The following is a 23527-nucleotide window of genomic DNA, read 5'->3' on the forward strand; positions in this document are numbered from 1 at the left end:
CGACTTGCATGTGTTAGGCCTGCCGCCAGCGTTCAATCTGAGCCATGATCAAACTCTTCAATTTAAGATTTTGTTCGGCTCAATGAATACTGAACATTACATAAGTAATGTTTGAATTGACTGTGCTCTATTGGTTTTCACTTTTAAAAAGTGAAATAAAACAGCTCAAGGCTGCTTCCCAATTCGAATGGTCACTTCGTTTCATTGAAACCTAATTTGATACCGAAGTATCTAATTGGATTATCATCAACGAGTGCCCACACAGATTGATAGGTCTATATTTTTAAAGAACTTTTCTAACTAACTTGCCGCCTCAGCGCCTCGTCGTTAGGGGTGCGTATCTTACGCTTCCCGCTTTGAGAGTCAAGTATTTTTTCAAATTCTTTTTTCTCTCTTCCGACTCGCTGTGTGACTTTCGTCTCACTCCGTGTCGGTGGATGCGCAGTATAGGGAGTTGAGAAATTAGCGCAACCTTTTTTTGAAAAAAACTTTCTAAGCGGTTATTTATCCACCAAATGCGTTATATCTGCATATTTCTTCGTCACATTTGAGACATATCACAGCAATTGGTTGGAAAAACACCAACCATATACGTAAGATTCATGTGTCTATTTTGTTAATAGGCAGCCAATCTCTTTATCATCTATATGTAGTAATCAAAATGACGTCTAAAAAAAATCTGATCTTGTGTGCTGGGTTGGCGGTCATTGGGGGAATCATCTTCTCTCAGTTACCTGTGTCACCTGCCTTGAGCTTTGTTATCGGTGTTGTCGCTACTGCTTTTCTTTTTTCACTTTCTAGCAAAACACCTGTTCTTCAATCTTCGGATTCCGATCCTTCAACTAAAACGCTGTATGTCGGCAACCTTCCTTATAAGGCAAATGAAAGTCACGTTCGAGATTTGTTTGCTGAGTATGGTCAGGTCTATGCAGTACGCTTAATGAAAGATAAGCGCACTGGTAAAAGGAGAGGGTTTGGTTTTGTAGTGATGGCTGCGGCAGATGCAAAACCTGCTATCGCTAAACTTAACGAGAAGGAATATATGGAGCGTACACTTAAAGTGCGTATTGCTAACGATCCTAAACACCCTGATGGCGGTAAACCTGAACAGGATTAAACCCTAAGGTCGCCAAACAGGTATTCAGTGCATCTTCTTGCCAAGGAGGTGCACTGGCATAAATCTTCTTACTCCCTTCCTCTTGGCTTTCTTCCTTCATATCGCTGAGTAGTAATGCTTTCACTCGTCGAGCAATGGCTTCGCCAGAATCAATTAACGTAACCTCTCCACCTAACGCTTGATGGATTTCCTCTTTAATCAAAGGAAAATGAGTGCACCCCAATACAGCTACATCGACTTTATTACGTAATGGGAGAAGAATGCTTTCGAGCTCTGGAATAGAAATACTTTCGCCACGCAGCTTTTCTTCTGCCATATCCACTAAGCGAGTGGAACCTAATAGTTCGACAGGTTTGCCTTGAGCAAAGTCACGGATCAGTTCATGAGTATATTGACGAGTCACGGTCGCGGGCGTAGCAATAAGTCCTACACCCTGAGAAGCGAGTAATGAGGCCGGCTTGATCGCAGGCACCACTCCGACAACCGGAATGGATAGATTCGCACGCAATGATGGCAACACTATGGTACTTGCGGTATTGCAGGCGATGACTACTATGTCAGCTTGATGCTCTTCAACCAATGCTGCCACCAGCTTATTAACGCGAGTGATCAGCACATCTTGGTCTAGCTCGCCATATGGGTAAGCTTCGTTATCGAACAGATACAAGTAATCCATGTTTGGTAGAAGTCGGTGGATTTCTTGGAAGACCGATAGCCCTCCGACACCGGAATCAAACACTAGGACTTTTTTCTTACTTGATGCTCGCACGAGTCTTACCTGCAAATTAGAGACTCGGCGATCATACTGGTTAGATTTGTTTTGGCAATGCTTTGGCTCGGTATCTTTGATGACTGAATCGCTCCCCTGTTTCCACTTCAAGCTTAGCCAACTCTATATGTCCTTGAAATGATGAGGTTGATGTCACCAATGTATGGAATTCGCCATCTTCGCCACAGGGATCAATATGACCGGGTAATGACTCAATCAACGTTTTGTCATACCAACGTCCACACCACTCCGGCGGCAATACATTTCCATCGGTGGTAATCAACATGGTTTGAATTCCACGCTCGATAATTTCAAATGCCAATGCCTTGCTTTCTTCCCCCAACAAAGGGAATACACATTCCCAGCCGGCAGGTTCAATATAGCTGCGTCGATAATCAGCAATACCATTACAAAACATATCACCGAACGCGACAGCTTCTACATTCAGCCCACTGCTTTGTAGTGCATTAACGATCGTCGATTGATAAATGTCGTTATTCGGGAACACTTCAGGCAGTTCGATAGTAATGAGCGGAAGGCCAAGTAAGTCCGCCTGCATTTGCACGACCTCAAGCGGGGTTGCTTGAAAAGGGACTTCTTTATCAACATAAGTGGTGTACAAGCCAACTACCTGATAATGCGGATCTTCGTTTAGACGCTCCAACGTTAATGTAGAGTCTTTTCCGCTTGACCAGCTAATCACAACACGTTTTAGTTTAGTCATCGTCTTTCCTTGTTACCTATTTCCACCAGCGCTTTACTTACAAAAAGAAAGACCGCCGATATGGCGGTCTCGTTTAGCTTGATTAAAAGCGGTAGTCTGCCGAGACAAAGTACTGACGCCCTGGCGTCGCGTAACTAGTGTACATCTCGTAGTTTTTATCGAAAGCGTTGCTTAGCTTCGCATTAATATCCCAGTTTTGGTTCACGGCGTAAGAAGCAGTGAAGTTCCATAGGCTGTAGCTCGGTAGTCTGGTACTGCCATTAAAGCGTTCACCTTGGTACAGGTACTGCGAGCCCAACGTCCATTGATCAAACGTTGCGTAGGCGTTCCACTTAGCACCACGCTTGGAGCGGTACGCTAGCTGAGTATCTTTTGCCCCAGACTTATCGACAGGATCTTTATAATCTAAGTAAAACTCGTGAGAAACGATATCCGTGTCGAATTTCACCTCTAGTTCGACACCTTTGATCTCAGCTTCACCAACGTTTTGCATGCCAGAGCCTTTCCAAATCAACATGTTCTCAATTTGGTTGTAGTAACCCGTCACCGTCCAATCAACAATCGATACAGCACCTGATAGCGACAGCTCGGTATTTTCTGATTCTTCTGGTTTTAGGTTTGGCATTTCGTAGCCTGGGTAATACAAATCAACAAAGCTCGGCGCACGGAAAGCAGTACCATGACTCAGGGTTAACTCGTAACCTTCGTAAAAACTCCAACCCGCAGCGGTTTGCCATGTGGTGTTGTTACCAAATTGATTGTTGTCGTCATTACGTACGCTTGCTTCTAACGTCCATACGTCATAAACATATTGAGCAATGGCACTAACACCAAAGTTAGTTCTTGGGTTCTTCTCTGGATCATAGTCTTTAGCTGGTCCCCAACTGTTCGCCGCAATGTAGCCTTTTGCTAGCTTCTCAGTACGGTAATCCAAACCGCCACCAATACTCAGTTCTTCGTTAACGCTGTACGAGTTCAACCAAATCGCGTTGAACTGCTCAATAGCAACATGATCGCCAGTAGATTTGTTTTGACCTGATTTATGGTCGTAGTTGTCTTGTTGACCATAAGCCAATTTTAATTCAGATGAGTAAACCTCTTTGTTGTATTCCAGCGATAAGTCGGTACCTACATACTCTACTTCACCAGTTTTTTTCTCATGACCACTCCAAATACTACTGTTGTCGTAATCGTATTCATTGTTGTAAGCACTCACTCCAACGTAACCAGACAAGTTGTCAGAAAAGTTTTGTTGGTAACCCAACTTCAGGTTTAGCGTTTCGAAGCCATGCTCATCGCCATCATTCAATCCTGGCTGAGGCTTAACATTAAAACCATCGGTTTTCTCGTATCCTAAGACACCCTTAAAGTGTTTACCTTCACCCACAGGTTTAGAGACCACAAACGTGCCTTTTTTATGGTTATTTGAGCCATAACCTGCAGACACTCGACCTGAATCGTCATTAATAGGCGCACGAGTAATAATGTTGATTACGCCAGAGATCGCTTCTGAACCATAGATAGAGGCTCGTGCACCACGAATGTAATCGATACGTTCGACAGAGTTGATTGGAAATTGGTTAAAGTCGATACCACCCATGATTGCACGAGGCATACGCACCCCATCAACTAGAACGAGTACTTGAGACGAGCTACCACCTCGAACGTAGATAGATGCGGATTGACCACGCCCACCGTACTGAGCAACTTCAACACTCGGCAGTGTACGGAACACATCAAACAGACTATTTGCTTGCAGGCGTTTAATGTCTTCTTTGGTTACCGTAACGGTTTGTGCAAGAACAGCACCATCAATTTGCTTGAAGCGGTTTGCCGTAACCACAACCGTTTCATCTGCGGAAACTTCTTGGGCCTGTAAATAAAAGGTAGGTGAAAGCAGCGATGCACACGTGATCGCAAGAAATGTTTTTCTCATTGTATTGTCCTAAGTCGCGTAATTCCTACCGAGCCCTACTCGTGTTGAGCAGTCCAGTGCTGTGGCTCAGTTGCTGGCAGGTATTCGGACTTAAGAGCAAGGTTGTACCGCCTACTTACTCGACTTCCCACATAAACTAATGCAGTGTCTTGATGAGCGTTCGTTCTCTTTTACCGCTGCGCGTCAGTTCTGGATTCTCACCAGATTCCCATTTCAGCCATCTAGATTGCTAGATAGCACCAGCTTGGGGCAAATACTATTAAGCTATTGATTATTTGTCCAGCCAATATTACCTCTGACAATCGTAACGATTTGGTTCATTGGTGTATCAACTGACACAGAACACACTATCTTTAAATCAATTGGGGCACAAAACTGGACATCCTATTGAGATTGAATAAAATCTGCGCTCTTAAATTGAATGCACCATAAAAGGTAAGATCATGGCTACTCTTGATGTAAACCCACAACGCTACCAAGAACAACTGGCTGAAAAAGTCGAACGTCTGAACGATATGTTCGCGCCATACAACGTGCCAGAACTGGAAGTGTTTGAATCACCAGAGCAGCACTACCGCATGCGTGCTGAGTTCCGCGTTTGGCATGAGGGTGAAGACCTTTACTACATCATGTTCAATCAAGAAACTCGTGAGAAATACCGCGTTGACCAATTCCCAGCAGCAAGCCGTCTGATCAACGACCTGATGCCACTACTAGTTGAAGCGATGAAAGACAACGAATCGCTACGTCGCAAACTGTTCCAAGTGGACTTTCTGTCAACGCTTAGCGGTGAGATTCTGGTTTCACTGCTTTACCATCGCCAACTGGATGAAGAGTGGATTGAAAACGCGAAAGCCCTTAAGCAGCGTTTAAATGATGAAGGCTTCAACCTAAACATCATTGGTCGTGCTCGTAAAATGAAGATTGTCTTAGACCGTGACTACGTGATCGAGAAGCTAGACGTAAATGGTCAAAGCTACATCTACCAACAAGTAGAAAACAGCTTCACTCAACCAAACGGCAAAGTCGCTGAGAAGATGTTGGAATGGGCAGTCGACTGTACTCAAGAAAGCACTGGTGATCTCCTAGAGCTTTACTGTGGTAACGGTAACTTCTCTTTGGCGCTGGCACAAAACTTCGATCGCGTTCTTGCAACTGAATTAGCGAAGCCATCTGTGGTTTCTGCGCAATACAACATTGCAGCGAACGAGATTGATAACGTTCAAATCCTACGTCTATCTGCAGAAGAGTTTACTCAAGCAATCGAAGGTAAGCGTGAATTCCGCCGCCTACAAGATGCAGGTGTGGATCTGAAGAGCTACAACTGCAATACGATTTTTGTCGATCCGCCGCGTTCAGGTATGGATGTCGACACTTGTAAGATGGTGCAAGGTTACGAGCGCATCATGTACATCTCTTGTAACCCAGAGACACTAAAAGAGAACTTGGACATTCTATGCGAAACTCACAACATGACGCGTTTTGCTCTGTTTGACCAGTTCCCTTACACACATCACATGGAAGCAGGTGTACTGTTGGAACGTAAAGCGTAATCCACCAGCCTCAGACATAAAAAAAGCGAGCTCAATGGCTCGCTTTTTTGTTGGATTCGTTTTGCTTATTCAGCGGTAGTCTTCTTTTCCATAAAACCCAGTTTCTTACCGATCCACGCTAGGAGAATCATTGAAACTAGAATTGCGAAGAAGTTAGAGCCTGCTTCTGGGTATTGCGCTTTGATAAACGCAGAGTGACCAAATGCACCAACGAAGAAACACGCCAGGCCAACAAGTGGGATATCTTCTGATACTGGGTTGTTAAGGTATTCTTGGTACAGCGCCTGTACAGCTAGCACGAGTGCAATCAGAGGGAAGATTGAAAAAGACACTTCGCTCATGGTCAACCATGACAACAAAGCATCACCACACATACCTGCAACCAGTGCCAAAATCAGCGTTTTCTTTTCAGATTTATTTCCATTCGACATTATTCTATCCCGCCTTTTAATCGGTTACGTTCACGTTCTTTGCGATACCAATAGGCCCCTTTGGCTATCATTCGCAATTGCATAATCAATCGCTCGGCGAGTTCATCGCGCTCGCGTCGATCTAAATCTAAAGCTTCCGCACCAGAGCTAAACACCAAAGTAACCGACGCCTCTGCTTGAGTGAACGCCTCTTCTTTGGTCATACCGGTGCTCATTAAGTACTCAGTTAATTCTGCCGCAAAATGCTGAATTTCTCGAGCGACGGCAGTACGAAATTCAGAGGAAGTGCCGGAGCGCTCACGCAACAATAAGCGGAAAACGTTAGGACTACTTTCAATGAATTCCATAAAGGTTTCAACTGAAGTTCGAATCACACTGCCTTCTTTGACAATACGCTGACGCGCCTGACGCATCAGTTGTCGCAACAACAAACCACCTTCATCAACCATGGTTAAGCCTAGCTCGTCCATGTCTTTGAAGTGACGGTAAAAAGAAGTTGGTGCAATTCCTGCCTCTCGGGCAACCTCACGCAAGCTGAGATTGGAAAAGCTGCGATCCGCACTGAGTTGATTAAATGCCGCATCGATCAACGATCGACGTGTTTTTTCTTTTTGCTGCGCGCGGATTCCCATCGATTTCATTCTTTAACTTGCTCTTTTTCTATTGGGTACGAGAGCTTCAATATAACGCATATCGCCCCCACGTATAAAGCGACGTTATCTGCCGATAAGCGGCGAGCACGTTACTATCGCCATGCATCTAATTGCAATCACCTCACTTCAAATAGTAGACATACAGCATACCAATTAGTTCTTTTGGGCGATTCTGCGTGATCACTTCCACTCTCTAGCAGGCATTACGTGTTCCCAATAGAGTAAATGAGTTAAAATCCCGCTACAGCAATGTTAAGCAAATATAACAAGGAAGACATCATGGCGCATGCTAATCACTATGACGTGATCGTAATTGGTAGTGGCCCGGGCGGTGAAGGGGCGGCGATGGGATTGACCAAAGCCGGACTGAATGTTGCCATCGTAGAAAAGGAAAGCAGTGTTGGTGGCGGTTGTACGCACTGGGGAACCATACCATCCAAAGCATTGCGTCACGCAGTTAGCCGTATCATTGAATTCAATAGCAACCCGTTATTCTGCCGCAATAACACCAGCCTTCATGCAACATTTTCTGACATTTTAGGTCATGCAAAATCGGTAATAGATAAACAGACTCGACTTCGTCAGGGCTTTTATGATCGCAACTCATGCACACTGTTGTTTGGTACAGCCCGCTTTATCGATAACTACTCCATCGCCGTCATGCAAAGTGATGGTACGGAAGAAGTATACTCAGCAGATAAATTTGTTATCGCTACAGGCTCTCGTCCATACCAACCAAATGACGTTGACTTCTTACATGAACGCATCTACGACAGTGATTCCATCCTGAGCCTGAAGCACGACCCTCGCCACATCATTATTTACGGTGCAGGCGTGATTGGTTGTGAATACGCCTCAATCTTCCGCGGTTTAGGCGTGAAAACTGACCTGATTAACACTCGCGACCGCCTGCTCTCTTTCTTAGATAACGAAGTATCAGACGCATTGTCTTACCACTTCTGGAACAGTGGCGTGGTGATTCGTAACGATGAAACATTCGAGAAAATCGAAGGCACTGAAGATGGTGTTATCGTGCATCTTCAATCTGGCAAGAAGATGAAAGCCGATTGCCTACTGTATGCTAATGGTCGAACGGGTAACACAGACAAACTCAACTTACCTGCGGTTGGACTTGAGGGTGATTCACGCGGACAGCTCAAAGTAGATGGTAACTACCGTACAGAGGTAGAACACATCTACGCAGTCGGTGATGTAATTGGCTACCCTAGCCTAGCGAGTGCAGCGTATGACCAAGGTCGTTTCGTGGCACAAGCCATCACTAAAGGGCAAGCTGACGGTAATCTGATTGATGACATCCCAACGGGTATCTACACCATTCCAGAAATCAGCTCAGTGGGTAAAACCGAGCAAGAACTGACTGCGGCGAAAGTGCCTTACGAAGTGGGACGTTCTTCGTTCAAGCATCTAGCTCGTGCACAGATTGCAGGTAAAGACATCGGCAGTTTAAAAATCCTCTTCCATCGCGAAACCAAAGAGATTCTTGGTATTCACTGCTTTGGTGAGCGCGCTGCGGAAATCATCCACATCGGTCAGGCCATCATGGAACAAAAAGGCGAAGCCAATACGATTGAATACTTCGTCAATACCACCTTTAACTACCCGACGATGGCAGAAGCGTATCGCGTAGCGGCGCTAAACGGTTTGAACCGATTATTCTAATTCAATTGGGTTTCCATGATCCAAAAGCTAAAACAGCAGGTTTCGACCTGCTGTTTCTATTTGAGTGACTAGGCAAGAAAGCTTCCCTTACGCCATTGATAAAAGAAGATAGCGCCGAGTCCAATCCCTCGCATTGCCATGAAACTGGTCATCGCAAACCATAGTGCATGGTTTTGCCAGCCAGAGAACAAAAAGAAGATTGCAAAGAAGCAGCAAGTCGCCACGAACATACTGTTTCGCATGTCTTTACCTTTGGTGGCACCAACAAAAATGCCATCAAACAGGAAGCACCACATCGACGCCAATGGCATGACCACCAGCCACGGCAGATATACCGCCGCTTGCTGCTGCACCGCTTCAATCGAAGTGATCATGGCGATCAAGTGCGATCCCGCCAAACCAAATACCGCAGTCAAACCTAAACAGATGATAAGGCTCCAAAAGAAAGTACCAATCAGCGAAGCACTGAGCTGCGCTCGGTCTTTGGCGCCAATCGCTTTGCCAACCATGGCTTCCATGGCGTAAGCAAAACCGTCCATGCCATAGGAAATCATCATCAAGAAACTCATCAATACCGCATTGGCCGCAACCACATCATCACCAAAGCTCGCACCTTGGAAAGTCATAAAGCTAAACGTAGCTTGTAAACATAGCGAGCGTAAGAAGATATCGCGATTGAGTTTTACGAAACGCCCTAGCCCATGTTGAGTATCGGTTAGCAGGCTCTTAGGTGATGGCAACAGACGGGCACACCACGTCCTCCATACACACATCAAGCCAAACGCCATGCCAGAGTAATCAGCAATCACTGAGGCTAGCGCTGCCCCTTCAACTTTCCACCCCAAACCAATCACAAACAGTAAATCGAGCGCAATATTGGTCACGTTGGTGATGATCACCATCCACATTGGGGCTTTGGAGTTTTGCGTTCCGAGTAGCCAGCCCAACAACACAAAGTTCATCAGCGCAGCGGGGGCACTCCACACTCGGATAGAGAAATATTGCATGCCGTAATGCTTCACTTCAGCACTGGCATCACTCCAACCAAATATCAGATCCGCGATCGGATTATGGGCAATAAGGAAGACTAACGCAAACAGCAGTGCCATCAGTGAGCCTTGCATAAACACCAAAGCAAGTTGTTTTCGGTCTTCACCACCATAGGACTGCGCCGCTAATCCAGTGGTCGACATACGTAAAAAGCCAAGCAACCAAAACGTCACACTGATCATGGTACTACCAAGCGCAACACCACCTAGATACCAAGCGTGTTCAAGGTGACCGATCACCGCAGCGTCAACCAAGCCCAATAGTGGAACAGTAATATTCGACAGCACCATAGGGATAGCGAGCGCTAACACTTGGCGATGCACTTGAGGATTCGATAAAGGAGAGAAGATAGAGTTTGTCACAGGCACCTCGTTGTTTAGATCAGCGAGTGTACCTGAGTACTAAGGGTCTGTTGACCTTTAGAGCTTATTTTTGCAGCTGTTTGTGGGTTCTTACTATTCAATCAAAAAAGAGAAAAGTTTGAAATACAGTAACTCAGTACAAGAGAGCCACAAAGCTGCCCAAGGGTTCGGCTAAAAGCGCTTTACTCTTTGTTGATAGGTCATTGCTTAGAGTGACTAGGCGGCTAACCTATCGTCGCGATTAAAACGCTTTTATCTCGAACAAAATTTAACCGCAAAAGGTAAACAGACCCTCGAGCCTATCCAATTACCACTTGATGTGAACGAGAACTGGCGTGAGACGATGCTTCAACATTGGGATCTTATTCAGCCAGCGCTGCCATGCTTTCCAACGTGAGCAAAATCGGTCGAATGGCGAGAAGGCTTTGACCCATTGTGCCCATGGCAGCCAATGCAGTACTTGTTGTGCTGGTGCTTCAAAACCATGTGCATACGTATCTGAGCCGAGCTTCTGACCCCATTTACTTTCGGTTAAGTCACCTGCTAGTACCATGCACACTTCTGCCGATACAAAATAGCGACCCAGAGTTTGGATGAAAGTCGCAACACGCGATTCATCGCAATCGAGTAAAGCCATCTCACACAGAATCAATACTGGTGCTTTTTCAGGAATGCGCAGTTCATCTAACCAATTCATGTCTTCTACGCTGCCACAACGATGCTCGTAGCGTTCGTTTTTATGAAACAATCGCTGACGCCAAACCAGATTCTCGGTGACATCCAGTTCAATCCAGTGACAACGACCATTGTCCAAACGGTAGAAACGCGTATCTAAGCCCGCACCAACGTTAATGATCCAAGCGTCTGAGTGTTGTTGAAGAAAGTGACTAACCTGCTGATCGCACAGCTGAGTTAAAGTCACGTGCAGCAGCTGCTTCTGATCGACGTCGCCACTGATGCAATCTGGTGCCATCTTGCAGCTCAAGCACGCTTTTGCAGCGATCGGATCGTACACCAAACCGTTATCGACCAAGCTTTCGCGGCTACGCAAAAACAACGGTTTCAACAGATGATTGGGTACGTGATGTTGAGGCTTGGACATGGGCATTTCCTTGCGCCGAAAAGAAAATGGTTAAATGGAACTAGATGATAATAAATCTCAATATCACTTGCAAGTTTTAACGCAACAGCCAAACGCTCTGAATCAGTGCGAGCGTAACTATGCTCGGAAGAAAAGAAATATGCTTTGAAGAAAATAAAAGTTGGAATAGAAAGTGCAGAAAACACAAAGCCCAGCAGAACGCTGGGCTTTATTAGAATGCTTGAGGTAAGAAACCTACATCCAGTCAGTGTTACGGATGATGCCAACCGCCAGACCTTCAATCGTCAGGTGTTGCGATGTTAGGTCAACTTGGATTGGTGAAAACTCTTCATTCTCTGCATGCAGTAGAACAGTAGAACCTTTACGCTCTAAACGCTTCACCGTCACATCATCATCAACACGTGCAACCACAACTTGACCGTCGCGCACATCTTGAGTTTTGTGCACAGCCAGCAAGTCGCCGTCCATAATACCGATGTCTTTCATACTTTCGCCGTTTACGCGAAGTAAGAAATCTGCTTTTGGTTTGAACATCGCAGGGTCCACTTGGTAGTGAGACTCCACATGCTCTTGAGCCAGAATCGGCTCACCAGCAGCAACTTGACCAATCAAAGGCAGACCTTGATCGTCGTTTGCCGCATCTTCGAGTAGGATTCGAATCCCGCGAGATGCGCCTGGAATAATTTCAATCGCTTGTTTACGAGCAAGCGCTTTTAGGTGTTCTTCTGCGGCATTCGCAGAGCGGAAGCCAAGCTCACGCGCAATCTCTGCACGAGTTGGTGGCATTCCGGTGTCTTCGATTTTGCTTTTAATCAAATCGAAGACTTGTTGTTGGCGTGGCGTTAACGGCTTCATATGTCACCTGTCTTTTTATACAGTTAACTGTGAGTATATCCAGTAAATGAACAAATGAAAACCCAATTGGTTGTTTTTTAATTTATTTGCGCCAGTTTCAGATCCCACCCACAAACCTCAAGTGAACATGCGTTTTAAACGCGCAATAGCCAATTCGTCTAATGAAAGCAACAACCTAGGGGTTCGACTAATTTCCGCTCAATAAAATTAAAAGGTTTGACCAGTTTCTGGTATCCTTGCTGCGCTTAAAATTTATCGCCTAGGCTTATTTCTATAGCCGTATCTATTTCCTTTCCTATAGAAGAAGGGAAAGCGGACGCAGAAATAAGGTTAGGCTTGTTTGAATACCTATTGAGGCTGTGAACTTTATGTCTTCTGGACAATCATTTTCACGTTCATTACTAAAACTACCTTTATCGGTAATGGTAAAGGGCACCACAATCCCATCGAATCCGATTGACGATCTCAACATCGACCTAGCGAAACCGATTGTGTACGCCTTACCGTTCCGTTCGAACGTGGATTTGCTGACACTACAAAAACAAGCTTTGAGCCTTGGTCTCCCAGACCCGCTTAGCCCGCTAGAAATCAATGGCAAAAAACTGACTCGTTACGTGTTTATTGCCTCTCGTCCAACCGTGATGAGCAATGATAACGACGTACCGAGTGAGTCTGTTTCTCTGTTTACTGATTTACTTGAATTGCACAAGCTCGATAGCGAACTAGACGTGCAAATGATTCCAGCGACCGTACTTTGGGGTCGTAAGCCAGGTAAAGAAGAAAACCATAAGCCGTACCTGCAACCAATGAACGGTCCGCAAAAAGCAAAAGCGGTAATGGCAGCAGGTCGTGACTGTTTGGTGCGCTTTAGCCCAGTGGTTTCACTGCGTTACATGGCAGACTCTCACGGTACCGACAGCGCTATTGCACACAAGCTAGCGCGCGTTGCACGTATCCACTTCTCTCGTCAGAAGCTCGCGGCATCGGGTCCAAACCTGCCTCAACGCCAAGTGCTGTTTGCACGCTTAATGAAATCGCCAGCAATCGAAAAAGCGATTGAAGACGAAGCGCAAAGCAAAAACATTTCTATCGAGAAAGCACGCAAAGAAGCCCATGACATCATGGATGAGATTGCAGCGGACTTCTCTTATGGTTTGGTTAAAAACGGCGATCGTATTCTTGGCTGGTTGTGGACGAAGCTGTACCAAGGTCTACACATAAACAACGCTTCGACTGTTCGTCGCCTAGCGCAAGATGGTCATGAGATCGTGTACGTACCATGTCACCGCAGTCACATGGACTACCTACTGCTTTCTTACGTTCTATACCATGAAGGTATGGTGCCACCGCATATTGCTGCGGGTATCAACCTGAATTTCTTCCCTGCGGGTCCAATCTTCCGTCGTGGTGGTGCGTTCTTTATTCGTCGTAGCTTTAAAGGCAATAAGCTGTACTCCACGATTTTCCGTGAGTACCTATCAGAGCTGTTTGCCAAAGGTTACTCGGTTGAGTACTTCAGTGAAGGTGGTCGTTCACGTACTGGTCGTCTACTTCAAGCAAAAACCGGTATGTTGGCAATGACGATTCAAGCCATGCTACGCGGTCTAAACCGTCCAGTAACATTGGTGCCTGTTTACATCGGTTACGAGCACGTAATGGAAGTAGGTACTTACGCCAAAGAGCTTCGAGGTTCACGCAAAGAGAAAGAAAACGCGGGTCTTGTGCTGCGTACTCTGCGTAAGCTGCGCAATTTTGGTCTTGGTTACGTTAACTTCGGTGAGCCGATTCAGCTAAACCAATACCTGAATGAACACGCTCCTGAGTGGACGAAAGACATCGATCGCATGGGCGGCAGCAAACCGCAATGGATGAACCCTGTGGTGAACGGTCTGGCAAACAAGATGATGACGCACATTAACGACGCGGCAGCGACTAACGCGCTAACTCTATGTGCGACCGCGCTATTGGCGTCTCGTCAGCGTGCATTGTCTCGTGACTCTCTAATCAACCAGATCGAATGCTACTTGAAGCTACTTAAGAACAACCCATACTCAAACACTTCAACGGTTCCAACAGAAACGGCTGAAGAGTTGGTAGATCATGCGATCTCACTTGATAAGTTTGTGATTGAAACCGACACCATGGGTGACATCATTTCGTTGGATCGTAGCCAGTCGATTCTGATGACTTACTACCGCAACAACATCATTCACTTGTTCGCCCTACCATCATTGATTGCTCAGATGATTATTCGTCAGCGCAACGTGACGATTGAGAAAATTCAAGAAAACGTCGCTCAAATCTACCCATTCCTGAAAAAAGAGCTGTTCCTAAGCTACAAGGAAGAAGAGTTGAACGAGCTGGTCGTGAAGATCTTGAACGAGTTCATTGAGCAGAAGATGGTTTGCCAAGATGGTGACAAACTGGAAATTAACCAGTCAAACAACCAATCATTGGTTTTGTTGGGTCGTACTATCACTGAAACACTGCAACGCTACTCTATTGCGATGAACTTACTGGTAGCTGACCAAGAACTGGGTAAATCAGACCTTGAACAGCAGAGCCAAGACATTGCGCAGCGTTTGGGTCGTCTACACGGTATTAACGCGCCAGAGTTTTTCGACAAAGGTGTGTTTGCTGCAATGTTCAATACGTTGAAAGAGCAACAATACCTAGATAGCGACGGCAACTGCGATCTTGAGAAGACAAAGCAATTTGCCAAACTACTCTTTGCTTTGCTCTACCCAGAAGTGAAATTGACCATCGAAGAGAGTATCCACCAGCTGCAAGCATAATTGGCTTAAGCTCGATATTCATCTAGACAAAACATAAAAGGCATCCAATTGGATGCCTTTTTCTATCTGAACGTTTGTACTGAGTTACCAGAAAGCGATAAACAGACCGACCGCAATCACCATTCCCACATAGTTGTTGTTAAGAAAGGCTCTGAAGCACAAGTCGCGCTCTCGGTGGCGAATCAAGTGTTGCTGGTATACAAACAAAGAAGCCGCAACCAAAATCGTCCAATAGTAGCTTTGCCCAAGTTCGTAATGTTGACCAAGCAACACTAACATCGCCAAGGTAATCAACTGCAGAACACCAATCACCAGCTTATCGTGACGCCCGAACAAGATAGCCGTTGATTTGATACCAATCTTTAAATCATCATCACGGTCGACCATCGCATATTGAGTATCGTAAGCAATGGTCCACAAAGCATTAATCACAAACACAAACCACACAATCCAAGGCAATTCGCCTGTTTGTGCTGCCCATGCCATCGGAATCGCCCAACTAAAAGCCAAACCTAAAAACAGCTGAGGCAAATGGGTGTAACGCTTCATAAATGGATAAATGAACGCTAAAAAGATACCAGCAAAGGATAGCTTGATCGTCAGCGGGTTCATGGTCAGCACCAATAAGAAAGAGCTGATACCTAGAACTAAAAACAGACCAATCGCTTCTTTCGAGGTCACTTTACCTGAGGGTAAAGGACGCTGCTTGGTACGTTTCACATGACCATCAACTTTACGGTCAGCAAAATCGTTAATCACACAACCGGCGCTTCGCATTAGGAATACACCTAACACAAACACGATGAGTACATTCCAACTTGGCATGCCTTGGGCGGCAATTACAAGTGCCCAAACCGTCGGCCACAATAACAAGAGTGAGCCAATTGGGCGATCCATTCGCATCAGTTGCCAATATGCTTTGGCTTTTTCTGCGGACATTTACACCTTCTCCTTAGCGTAAACTGGTGAATTGGGTAAGAATAGCTCAGCAACCAGCATGGGTTTGTGATTCATCCACAGTCTTGAGCGTCGCGCTAAAAGGCGCCCCTGTGGCAAATTAACCCATCCCATTTGCAGAGCATCGCGCTCAACGTTATCGGCGCTGAACACAGTTAAGCCCAGCGGAATATCTCCTTGCTGAGCTAAGTCATACTGTTGATCGACCAAGGTTGAACGAGGAATGAGCGTGCGTCCAATGACCCAATCTGTATTGTCGCCACATAAAATCACCTCTCTCAGTAGGCAATCTTGCTCAGACAATAGCTGGCTCTCATCCTGTTTTAACGTCTTGGCAGTGACGATCTGATTGTGCAGCAATTCCACTGTTAAGCGTTGGCAGTGCTGACCTAAACGACGTGACAAAGAGCCCTTTTCTTCAAGCCAATGCTTGGCGAATTCGTTAGGGAATTCAAAATCTTCGGGGTTTTGCCACTCTACTTCCAATAAAGAAGTAAGATAGAGTGATGTCGGCTGATTCATACTAGTATTCAATTGGAGGCTTTATGCGTACAATAAAGCAACAACTTACCGTCTTATTGAAACTGTAAGTTCCGTTATTTGTTATAGACGGTCTATTGTATCAAGACTGAAGCGATTCGAATATCGCGATCCAGAGAAAGAAAAGTTAGAAATATGTACAAACGTTATATAGCCCAAATTATTTTCGCGCTAAGTCTGCTTATTTCAGCACCGAGTTGGGCTGAATCTGAAGAGGCAGCACCTAAGTTAGCCTACTTTACGCTCGAACCCGATTTAACTACGAACTTCTATACCAAGGGTAATAAACTGGGTTATGTACAGGTGCGTATCGATATCATGGTGATGAGTCAGCAAGACCTCGCCGTTGTCGAACACCACCAACCATTAATCCGAGATGCGGTGATTGAACTATTGGGTAAACAAACAGAAGATACGATTAAGTCTTTATCTGGTCGTGAGGATCTGCGCAAAACGTTGGTGAAAGAACTCAATGAAACCCTACTGCCAGAGACGGGTAAAACCATCATCGCTGATTTGCTGTTTACCAAATACCTTTACCAATAATATGAACAGTTAAAGCTGACGAGCTGCTCCTATTAAACGAAAGACAGATAAACAAAAGACCACCGATTGGTGGTCTTTTTGTTGGTGTCTGTAAATCATTAACTTAGGAGGTTTGTTGGTATTTCTGTTTACCAGAATCAAACAACGCTATCGCCATACCAGAAAGTAAGCCAACTAAGTGGGCCGTGTTGGCAATCGCCATAAATGGTTGAACATAGCCAAGAACCAACCACACCAGCATAAAGCCAATAATAGGTTTAGGAAGTGTTAAGCCAAGATGTGGACAACGGTAACCAAGGATCCACAAGTAACCAAGTAGCGCATAAACCACACCAGATAAACCGCCGAAGTTTGCTCCTTCAACATAAAACTGACCCGCGCCGGAGAGCGCAGCAGAAATAAGGAAGATTTGCAGTAACTTTCCAGAGCTTAAACGGCGCTCGATATCGCCTCCCAATTGCCACCACCACAAGAGGTTGAACACAATATGGGTAACAGAAAAGTGCAATAACGCATGGCTAACCCAGCGCCAGAGCTGCCATTGCTGCCCTTCGAACGCAGGAAAATGCAATAAAGCAAACACACCATCACCAAAGCCGAACATCTGCAAAAAGTAGATAACGGCACAGACAACCATGATCAGCAAGGTCACTGGGCCCGCCTTAGCTTTCACCATACCCATAATGCTCGGGCTGGAATAATGAAATTTGCTCTTACGAGTATCGGCAACGTCCCACGAAGCGGCGCTATATTTCGACGCTGATGGATTGGCTAAGAATTGTTTTAGCTCGGCTTCGACTTCAATTTCATGCTGCGCATCCGTCAGCCAAAGTACAAACTGTCCTTCACCTTCCGGCATCATCTGAATATCAATCTTGCGTGATGCCATGTAATCAATGAAGGCTTGCGCCATACGTGGATTATTTAACGTTACCAATCTCTTCATTAACTTCTCACTATCGGTAGTTCTGCTCGTTGCCAGGCTTCAAAGCCGCCATCCACACTGTACACCTGTTCGAAGCCTTGGTTAACCAAATATTGTGCCGCACCTTGGCTACTGATGCCGTGGTAACACATCACTAGGATTGGTTGTTCGAATTCCACATCGTTCATGAAAGGAACGATCGAATCATTAGTCAGATGAAAAGCGGATTCTGCATGCGCGACAGCAAAAGATTGAGGGTCACGAATATCTACAAGTTTTGCTTCACCTTGTTCGAGCAATGCCTGAGCGCCTTGAACATCGATATGTTGAAACTGGTCCATTTACTTTCTCTATGTCGTTTTCGTTATTGACGCCATTGTAACCTATCCAAAGCCAAACTTAGACACAGAGATAGTCAGGTCATTGAAAGCTGTACACATTCGCACCGTTTGTGGATAAATCTGTGAATTGCGTTGATAAAGTATATTTGGATCATTTGATCCACAAGATGTAGTAATGATCTTGATCTAACTGTGTGTATATTTACAACTATCCCCAAGTGAAAAACCACGCCTAAGCCTTATTTAGTCCGGCTTTCGAACAGTTGATGAATAATTACTTCACAGAGTTATACACAGGTAGCACAGATAAATTAGATCGCAAACACTATCGATTTTCGATCGAAAACAAAAAAGCCGAGATCACATGATCTCGGCTTTCTATGAAAATCTTACTTTAGATTAGAAGCGAAAGTTAGAACTCACCGACAGCAAGTTTCAGTTTCTTCATCGCGTTCTTTTCTAGCTGACGAATACGCTCGGCAGATACACCAAACTCATCCGCTAGATCTTGAAGTGTTGCTTTCTCGTCATCCAACCAACGAGAACGGACAATACGTTGACTACGCTCATCCAAACTCGCAAGAGCGTGACCTAAACGATTATTAGTATGCGTTTCCCAGTTAGCAGCTTCAATATTATCTGCTACATCAGACGATTTGTCCTCTAGGTACAACATTGGCGCTGTGTACGAGTTTACATTGTCGTCGTCATCCATTGGCATATCGAACGTTGAGTCCACTGCCGCTAGACGCGATTCCATTTCACGTACTTCTGAAGGCTCGACACCTAGCTCACGGGCTACGGTTTCAACTTCACCGTTGTTGAACCAACCTAGACGCTTTTTCGACTTACGTAGATTGAAGAACAGCTTACGTTGCGCTTTGGTTGTCGCGATCTTAACAATACGCCAGTTACGCAATACGTATTCATGGATTTCAGCTTTGATCCAGTGAACAGCGAAAGAAACCAAACGTACACCCACTTCAGGGTTAAAACGCTTAACCGCTTTCATAAGACCGATGTTGCCCTCTTGTACTAGATCAGCCATTGGCAAACCGTAGCCTGAGTAGCCACGAGCAACGTGAACAACGAATCGTAGGTGTGACAAGATAAGGCCTTTCGCCGCGTCAATTTCACCCTTGTAGTGTAATCGTTCTGCAAGCTCACGCTCTTCGTCTGCAGTTAGCATTGGGTAGCTGTTTACAGAACGGATATAGCTATCAAGGCTATCTTGCGTGACTAGAGCCATCGGATACGCTTCTTTTGTCATTCAATTCCTCATCAATCTCTGATCTGGAGCATTACATTGCAATTTAGCTTGGCCATCTTGAACTTAAAATGAACAAGTTTCAAGAAGGGCGAGTAATTATCCATAAACAAATTGTCTAAACAAGAGGTAAAAATTAGCTTGTGCTAATAAATTCCAAGTATAAGACCTTTATCACCTAAACTGGTTCAATTTCTTTTAGATGACGCTGCGCGGATACTCGTGCGGCGATACAACCCAGCAAACTACCAGTGATAATTAACAGCAGAGATTCATCCCAACTCAGACCAATCAAGCGGAACTGACTGTCGTATAGTGAAGCCAATTGCTCAACGGCATTGTTCATCACCACAGTAATCAATGCGGTGACTAACCAAGCAATGCTCGCCCCCAGCACACCGAACCACATACCCGTGTACAGGTAAGGACGCAGAATGAAACCGTCGGTCGCACCAATCAGCTTCATGGTTTGAATCTCTTCTTTGTTCGCCAGCACATTAAAGCGCAATGTATTGCCGACGATTAAAAATACAGCACCTAACATCAGTATTGTCAGGGTGATGACAATAATGCCAGCAAGGGTTTTGATGGCATCAAGACGCGCCAGCCAATCTTCATCGAGCCTAACGTCAGTAACGTCTTGTTGCTCACGGACTTGCTTGGCTATCGACTGAATATCACTCTTTACTTCTGAATCAGGTGTGATCACCAACACGCCTGGTAGTGCGTAACCACTCAACAGACTCAACGCTTGGTCAAAGCCAGCGTATTGGCTTAAATCAGATAGACCTTGTTGCGGCGAAATATATTCCACCTCTTTTACCAAAGGCCACGTTTCGATTTGGTCTTTTAACACCATCACACGCGCATCAGGCATGCCTTCTACTAAGTAAGCACTAACTTGCGATGGTGAAGCGACGTCTTGTGCTGCGCTCGCCACGTTTTTACCCAGCAAGTACAAGCAAGCTGGCATCGCTAATGCCACTGAAATAACAGCTAAGGTAAGAATGTTACCTAAAGGACGACGCCATAACGCGCCAAAAGAAGATTTTGCTTGTTTTGCATGGACAGAGAAAAAACCATCGGTATTTGCACGCTTGGCACTGCGACCTTTCCCTTTCTTCTGGGTGCGCTTGTTACCTACCATAGTCTTCTACCTCACTTAGGAAGCCTTGGTTCAATTCAAAATGGCGATATTGTGGGCGAGTGTTTACTAACCCGATATCGTGCGTCGCAAGGAGAATCGTTACGCCAGCACGGTTAAATTCTTCAAACAATCGTAACACACGGTTAGACAGCTCTGGATCAAGGTTACCAGTTGGCTCATCGGCCACCAGTAGAGTTGGTCGGTTTACGACAGCGCGTGCAATACCAACACGTTGTTGTTCACCACCCGAAAGTTGACTTGGCAAACAACGGGCTTTATCTAACAAGCCCGTTTTATCCAACGCCGCAGAAACACGGCGTTTGATTTCGTTTTCAGAAATCGATTCGATGCGCATCGGCAGTGCAACGTTGTCGAACACACTGCGATCCATCAATAGACGGTGATCTTGGAAAACAATCCCGATATTGCGACGCAAGAAGGGAATGTCTTTGTTTGGGATACGAGTGATATCGTGACCATTGAAATGGATTTTGCCATCGGTTGGTCGCTCTATCGCACATATCAGTTTCAACAAGGTACTTTTACCTGCCCCGGAATGCCCACCTAAAAACGCCATTTCTCCGCGTCGAAGGTGAAAATCGACTTTCTGTAAGGCTTGTCGACCACCTCGGTAAGCTTTGCTCACTTGCTGAAATTTGATCACCGTTGATTTCCTCTAACTCTTGTTACTCTTCACGACTAAACAGAGCGTCAATGAACTCTTGAGTTTCAAATGGACGCAAGTCTTCGATGCCTTCGCCTACACCAATGTAGCGAATTGGGATTTCGAACTGATCAGCGATAGCGAAGATCACGCCACCTTTCGCTGTACCATCCAGCTTAGTCAATGTAATCCCGGTTAGAGGGGCAACATCACTGAAAAGTTTCGCTTGGCTAATTGCATTTTGACCTGTACCTGCATCTAGCGTCAGCATGATCTCGTGTGGCGCTGAGTCATCAATCTTCTTCATTACACGTACAATCTTACGCAGCTCTTCCATTAGGTTCGCTTTGTTTTGTAGACGACCTGCAGTATCGGCAATCACGACATCGACGCCACGCGCTTTTGCCGCTTCAATCGCATCATAGATAACCGAGGCACTGTCCGCGCCAGTATGCTGAGCAATCACAGGAACGTTGTTACGCTCACCCCATACTTGTAGCTGCTCAACCGCTGCCGCACGGAAGGTATCACCCGCCGCAAGCATGACTTTCTTACCTTGGTTTTGGAATTGCTTCGCCAGCTTACCTATTGTGGTGGTTTTACCGACACCGTTCACGCCAACCATTAAGATAACGTAAGGGGTTTTGCTGCTGTCGATTTCGAGAGGCTGTTCTACTTTCGCAAGGATTTCTGCCATCTCTTCTTTCAGCAGGCCGTAAAGTGCTTCACCATCTTTAAGATCACCGCGAGAGGCTTTTTCAGTCAGATTGTTGATGATTTTTGTGGTGGTTTCCATGCCTACATCAGCAATCAACAGTTGTTCTTCTAGCTCTTCGAAAAGGTCATCATCGATCTTCTTACCGCTGAACAAACCAAAGAAACCCGCACCGATGTTTGCTTTTGTGCGGCTTAGGCTACGCTTCAGGCGAGCAAAGAAGCTCTCGGTTGGTTTTTCTTGTTCTTGAACGCGAGGTGCAACTGGTACTTGTGGCTCTTCTGCTTCTGCTTCTGCTTCTGCTTCTGCTTCTGCTTCTGCTTCTGCTTCTGCTTCTGCTTCTGCTGGGGCAGCCTCGGCTTTCTCCGGCTCCACTTCAACCGCTGTTTTTTCTTCTGCTTGCTCGGCAACGTCTTCTGTTGGTTGTTGCTCGGCGGCAGGAGCTTCCGCTGCTTCTTCTTTTACTGATTCTTCAGTTGTCGGTTTTTGGCTTTGCTCTTCATCACCAAAACCTAGCCACGAAAGTAATCCGCGCTTCTTTTTTTCCGTCATCTGGGGCTATCCTAGATTGTCTTCTTATCTATTAATGACTCTTTTCTGACAAGAATATTAACTTTACAGAAAAGGCGAATGACAAAGTTGTGAAAACTTTCCAATTAGGTAAATCTAATCTTATTAGTGTTACACTCTGTCATCTTGAATATTCTGGGCTGTATCCAAGCTCAAAGCTTGGGCGATTGGGTATAGTATCACTTTATTAGCGGTCAAAAAATCTATGGTAAGACGTCGCCAGCAAAACTCATCACAAAAAACGCCAACAACGGGCTTTGTACGCATTATTAGTGGGTTATGGAGAGGTAGAAAGCTCCCTGTTCATGATGCAGAGGGCTTACGCCCAACCACGGATCGCGTAAAAGAAACCCTGTTTAACTGGTTAGCTCAAGATGTACCGCAGGCGAAGTGTCTCGACTTGTTTGCGGGCTCAGGCGGTTTAGGCTTTGAATCAGCTTCACGCCAAGCTGACCAAGTAACTATGATTGAGCTAAATCCACAAGCATTTCAGCAACTGCAAAAGAACGTAACTTCCTTGAATGCCAACAACATTCAAGTAGTGAACACTGATGCAATTAGCTTTTTGCAGCAACCAGGGACACCTCACCACGTAGTATTCATCGATCCGCCATTCCGCAAAGGATTATTGGATGAAACCGTGACCTTGCTAGAGCAAAACGGCTGGCTTGCTGAAGATGCGATGATTTATATTGAAACTGAAAAAGAGCTGAACATTGCTGGGCTACCAGAGAGCTGGCACCTACACCGCGAGAAAACCGCAGGTCAAGTGAGCTACCGTTTATACGAACGCTCACCAGCTTAAAGCCTCGATTTAAAAGGATAGTT

General features: G+C 45.5%; 22 protein-coding genes, 1 rRNA gene and 1 riboswitch. Of the genes, 6 read left to right on the forward strand and 17 right to left on the reverse strand.

The window, feature by feature from the left end; all coding sequences use genetic code 11:
• A 16S ribosomal RNA gene (locus tag ABMY42_RS24385) occupies nt 1-64 on the reverse strand; the annotation flags it as partial.
• Between the two features lie 597 nt (nt 65-661).
• Between ABMY42_RS24385 and ABMY42_RS24390 the strand changes: the two genes are divergently transcribed.
• Complete coding sequence (locus ABMY42_RS24390) at nt 662-1117, forward strand: RNA-binding protein (protein WP_005451980.1); 456 nt, start codon at nt 662-664, stop codon at nt 1115-1117.
• Here the strand turns inward: ABMY42_RS24390 and murI are convergent.
• The 3 genes from murI to ABMY42_RS24405 form a co-directional block, all read right to left on the reverse strand.
• Nucleotides 1080-1886: a glutamate racemase gene (gene murI, locus ABMY42_RS24395; protein ID WP_005451981.1), complete on the reverse strand. Its 807-nt coding sequence runs from the start codon at nt 1884-1886 to the stop codon at nt 1080-1082. The genes ABMY42_RS24390 and murI overlap by 38 nt on opposite strands.
• A gap of 40 nt (nt 1887-1926) precedes the next feature.
• Nucleotides 1927-2610, reverse strand: a complete 684-nt coding sequence (locus ABMY42_RS24400; protein WP_349266885.1) for an ATPase — start codon at nt 2608-2610, stop codon at nt 1927-1929.
• A gap of 82 nt (nt 2611-2692) precedes the next feature.
• Nucleotides 2693-4546 (reverse strand): TonB-dependent receptor, encoded by a 1854-nt coding sequence (locus tag ABMY42_RS24405; RefSeq protein ID WP_349266886.1) that lies wholly within the window; start codon nt 4544-4546, stop codon nt 2693-2695.
• A 57-nt stretch (nt 4547-4603) separates the two neighbouring features.
• Nucleotides 4604-4805, reverse strand: a riboswitch (cobalamin riboswitch).
• A 184-nt stretch (nt 4806-4989) separates the two neighbouring features.
• On the opposite strand from ABMY42_RS24405, the gene trmA reads away from it, so the two are divergent.
• Nucleotides 4990-6099, forward strand: a complete 1110-nt coding sequence (trmA, locus tag ABMY42_RS24410) for a tRNA (uridine(54)-C5)-methyltransferase TrmA (RefSeq protein WP_272759084.1) — start codon at nt 4990-4992, stop codon at nt 6097-6099.
• 65 nt (nt 6100-6164) lie between these two features.
• Here trmA and ABMY42_RS24415 read toward each other — a convergent pair whose 3' ends face one another.
• On the reverse strand, nt 6165-6530 hold the full coding sequence (locus ABMY42_RS24415) for a YijD family membrane protein (RefSeq protein WP_005430908.1): 366 nt from the start codon (nt 6528-6530) through the stop codon (nt 6165-6167).
• A complete protein-coding gene (gene fabR, locus ABMY42_RS24420; protein ID WP_005430912.1) occupies nt 6530-7171 on the reverse strand; it encodes an HTH-type transcriptional repressor FabR in 642 nt (213 codons plus the stop codon). Before fabR ends, ABMY42_RS24415 begins: the two co-directional genes overlap by 1 nt.
• A gap of 261 nt (nt 7172-7432) precedes the next feature.
• On the opposite strand from fabR, the gene sthA reads away from it, so the two are divergent.
• Entirely contained in the window at nt 7433-8863 is a 1431-nt protein-coding gene (gene sthA / locus ABMY42_RS24425) for a Si-specific NAD(P)(+) transhydrogenase (protein WP_012126563.1), read from the forward strand.
• 68 nt (nt 8864-8931) lie between these two features.
• Here sthA and dinF read toward each other — a convergent pair whose 3' ends face one another.
• The 3 genes from dinF to lexA form a co-directional block, all read right to left on the reverse strand.
• Nucleotides 8932-10275, reverse strand: a complete 1344-nt coding sequence (gene dinF, locus ABMY42_RS24430) for an MATE family efflux transporter DinF (protein ID WP_050932463.1) — start codon at nt 10273-10275, stop codon at nt 8932-8934.
• A 307-nt stretch (nt 10276-10582) separates the two neighbouring features.
• On the reverse strand, nt 10583-11377 hold the full coding sequence (locus ABMY42_RS24435) for a class I SAM-dependent methyltransferase (RefSeq protein ID WP_005451992.1): 795 nt from the start codon (nt 11375-11377) through the stop codon (nt 10583-10585).
• A 234-nt stretch (nt 11378-11611) separates the two neighbouring features.
• A complete protein-coding gene (gene lexA / locus ABMY42_RS24440; protein ID WP_005438488.1) occupies nt 11612-12232 on the reverse strand; it encodes a transcriptional repressor LexA in 621 nt (206 codons plus the stop codon).
• 368 nt (nt 12233-12600) lie between these two features.
• Here lexA and plsB point away from each other — a divergent pair, with 368 nt between their 5' ends.
• Complete coding sequence (gene plsB, locus ABMY42_RS24445; RefSeq protein ID WP_069686701.1) at nt 12601-15027, forward strand: glycerol-3-phosphate 1-O-acyltransferase PlsB; 2427 nt, start codon at nt 12601-12603, stop codon at nt 15025-15027.
• Between the two features lie 84 nt (nt 15028-15111).
• On the opposite strand, the gene ubiA is transcribed toward plsB, so the two are convergent.
• Together ubiA and ABMY42_RS24455 are read right to left on the reverse strand one after the other, a co-directional pair.
• Nucleotides 15112-15966: a 4-hydroxybenzoate octaprenyltransferase gene (gene ubiA, locus ABMY42_RS24450; protein ID WP_005451994.1), complete on the reverse strand. Its 855-nt coding sequence runs from the start codon at nt 15964-15966 to the stop codon at nt 15112-15114.
• Nucleotides 15967-16506: a chorismate lyase gene (locus tag ABMY42_RS24455; RefSeq protein WP_009695930.1), complete on the reverse strand. Its 540-nt coding sequence runs from the start codon at nt 16504-16506 to the stop codon at nt 15967-15969.
• Nucleotides 16507-16659: 153 nt separating this feature from the next.
• Between ABMY42_RS24455 and ABMY42_RS24460 the strand changes: the two genes are divergently transcribed.
• Nucleotides 16660-17070: a flagellar basal body-associated protein FliL gene (locus tag ABMY42_RS24460; RefSeq protein ID WP_005451996.1), complete on the forward strand. Its 411-nt coding sequence runs from the start codon at nt 16660-16662 to the stop codon at nt 17068-17070.
• A gap of 103 nt (nt 17071-17173) precedes the next feature.
• On the opposite strand, the gene glpG is transcribed toward ABMY42_RS24460, so the two are convergent.
• The 6 genes from glpG to ftsY form a co-directional block, all read right to left on the reverse strand.
• Nucleotides 17174-18016: a rhomboid family intramembrane serine protease GlpG gene (gene glpG, locus ABMY42_RS24465; protein ID WP_349266887.1), complete on the reverse strand. Its 843-nt coding sequence runs from the start codon at nt 18014-18016 to the stop codon at nt 17174-17176.
• A complete protein-coding gene (glpE, locus tag ABMY42_RS24470; RefSeq protein ID WP_009701354.1) occupies nt 18016-18336 on the reverse strand; it encodes a thiosulfate sulfurtransferase GlpE in 321 nt (106 codons plus the stop codon). The genes glpG and glpE overlap by 1 nt, the downstream gene beginning before the upstream one ends.
• A gap of 412 nt (nt 18337-18748) precedes the next feature.
• Nucleotides 18749-19606, reverse strand: coding sequence for an RNA polymerase sigma factor RpoH (gene rpoH, locus ABMY42_RS24475; RefSeq protein WP_005452003.1), 858 nt, complete (start codon nt 19604-19606; stop codon nt 18749-18751).
• A 175-nt stretch (nt 19607-19781) separates the two neighbouring features.
• Complete coding sequence (ftsX, locus tag ABMY42_RS24480) at nt 19782-20750, reverse strand: permease-like cell division protein FtsX (protein WP_005452004.1); 969 nt, start codon at nt 20748-20750, stop codon at nt 19782-19784.
• The gene (ftsE, locus tag ABMY42_RS24485) at nt 20740-21414 is read right to left on the reverse strand and encodes a cell division ATP-binding protein FtsE (RefSeq protein WP_005452005.1); all 675 of its coding nucleotides are present in this window, start codon (nt 21412-21414) and stop codon (nt 20740-20742) included. Before ftsE ends, ftsX begins: the two co-directional genes overlap by 11 nt.
• A gap of 22 nt (nt 21415-21436) precedes the next feature.
• On the reverse strand, nt 21437-22681 hold the full coding sequence (gene ftsY, locus ABMY42_RS24490; RefSeq protein ID WP_349266888.1) for a signal recognition particle-docking protein FtsY: 1245 nt from the start codon (nt 22679-22681) through the stop codon (nt 21437-21439).
• A gap of 223 nt (nt 22682-22904) precedes the next feature.
• On the opposite strand from ftsY, the gene rsmD reads away from it, so the two are divergent.
• The gene (rsmD, locus tag ABMY42_RS24495; protein WP_005452007.1) at nt 22905-23504 is read left to right on the forward strand and encodes a 16S rRNA (guanine(966)-N(2))-methyltransferase RsmD; all 600 of its coding nucleotides are present in this window, start codon (nt 22905-22907) and stop codon (nt 23502-23504) included.
• Nucleotides 23505-23527: the final 23 nt, after the last annotated feature.

Source organism: Vibrio sp. SSH13-20 (genome assembly GCF_040104475.1).
GTDB lineage: Bacteria > Pseudomonadota > Gammaproteobacteria > Enterobacterales > Vibrionaceae > Vibrio > Vibrio harveyi.

Coding starts and splice junctions, on each gene's coding strand:
- ABMY42_RS24390 (WP_005451980.1), top strand. CDS start 662: ATGACGTCTAAAAAAAATCTGATCTTGTGTGCTGGGTTGGCGGTCATT.
- ABMY42_RS24400 (WP_349266885.1), bottom strand. CDS start 2,610: ATGACTAAACTAAAACGTGTTGTGATTAGCTGGTCAAGCGGAAAAGAC.
- ABMY42_RS24405 (WP_349266886.1), bottom strand. CDS start 4,546: ATGAGAAAAACATTTCTTGCGATCACGTGTGCATCGCTGCTTTCACCT.
- trmA (WP_272759084.1), top strand. CDS start 4,990: ATGGCTACTCTTGATGTAAACCCACAACGCTACCAAGAACAACTGGCT.
- ABMY42_RS24415 (WP_005430908.1), bottom strand. CDS start 6,530: ATGTCGAATGGAAATAAATCTGAAAAGAAAACGCTGATTTTGGCACTG.
- fabR (WP_005430912.1), bottom strand. CDS start 7,171: ATGAAATCGATGGGAATCCGCGCGCAGCAAAAAGAAAAAACACGTCGA.
- sthA (WP_012126563.1), top strand. CDS start 7,433: ATGTTAAGCAAATATAACAAGGAAGACATCATGGCGCATGCTAATCAC.
- ABMY42_RS24435 (WP_005451992.1), bottom strand. CDS start 11,377: ATGTCCAAGCCTCAACATCACGTACCCAATCATCTGTTGAAACCGTTG.
- lexA (WP_005438488.1), bottom strand. CDS start 12,232: ATGAAGCCGTTAACGCCACGCCAACAACAAGTCTTCGATTTGATTAAA.
- plsB (WP_069686701.1), top strand. CDS start 12,601: ATGTCTTCTGGACAATCATTTTCACGTTCATTACTAAAACTACCTTTA.
- ubiA (WP_005451994.1), bottom strand. CDS start 15,966: ATGTCCGCAGAAAAAGCCAAAGCATATTGGCAACTGATGCGAATGGAT.
- ABMY42_RS24455 (WP_009695930.1), bottom strand. CDS start 16,506: ATGAATCAGCCGACATCACTCTATCTTACTTCTTTATTGGAAGTAGAG.
- ABMY42_RS24460 (WP_005451996.1), top strand. CDS start 16,660: ATGTACAAACGTTATATAGCCCAAATTATTTTCGCGCTAAGTCTGCTT.
- glpG (WP_349266887.1), bottom strand. CDS start 18,016: ATGAAGAGATTGGTAACGTTAAATAATCCACGTATGGCGCAAGCCTTC.
- glpE (WP_009701354.1), bottom strand. CDS start 18,336: ATGGACCAGTTTCAACATATCGATGTTCAAGGCGCTCAGGCATTGCTC.
- rpoH (WP_005452003.1), bottom strand. CDS start 19,606: ATGACAAAAGAAGCGTATCCGATGGCTCTAGTCACGCAAGATAGCCTT.
- ftsX (WP_005452004.1), bottom strand. CDS start 20,750: ATGGTAGGTAACAAGCGCACCCAGAAGAAAGGGAAAGGTCGCAGTGCC.
- ftsY (WP_349266888.1), bottom strand. CDS start 22,681: ATGACGGAAAAAAAGAAGCGCGGATTACTTTCGTGGCTAGGTTTTGGT.
- rsmD (WP_005452007.1), top strand. CDS start 22,905: ATGGTAAGACGTCGCCAGCAAAACTCATCACAAAAAACGCCAACAACG.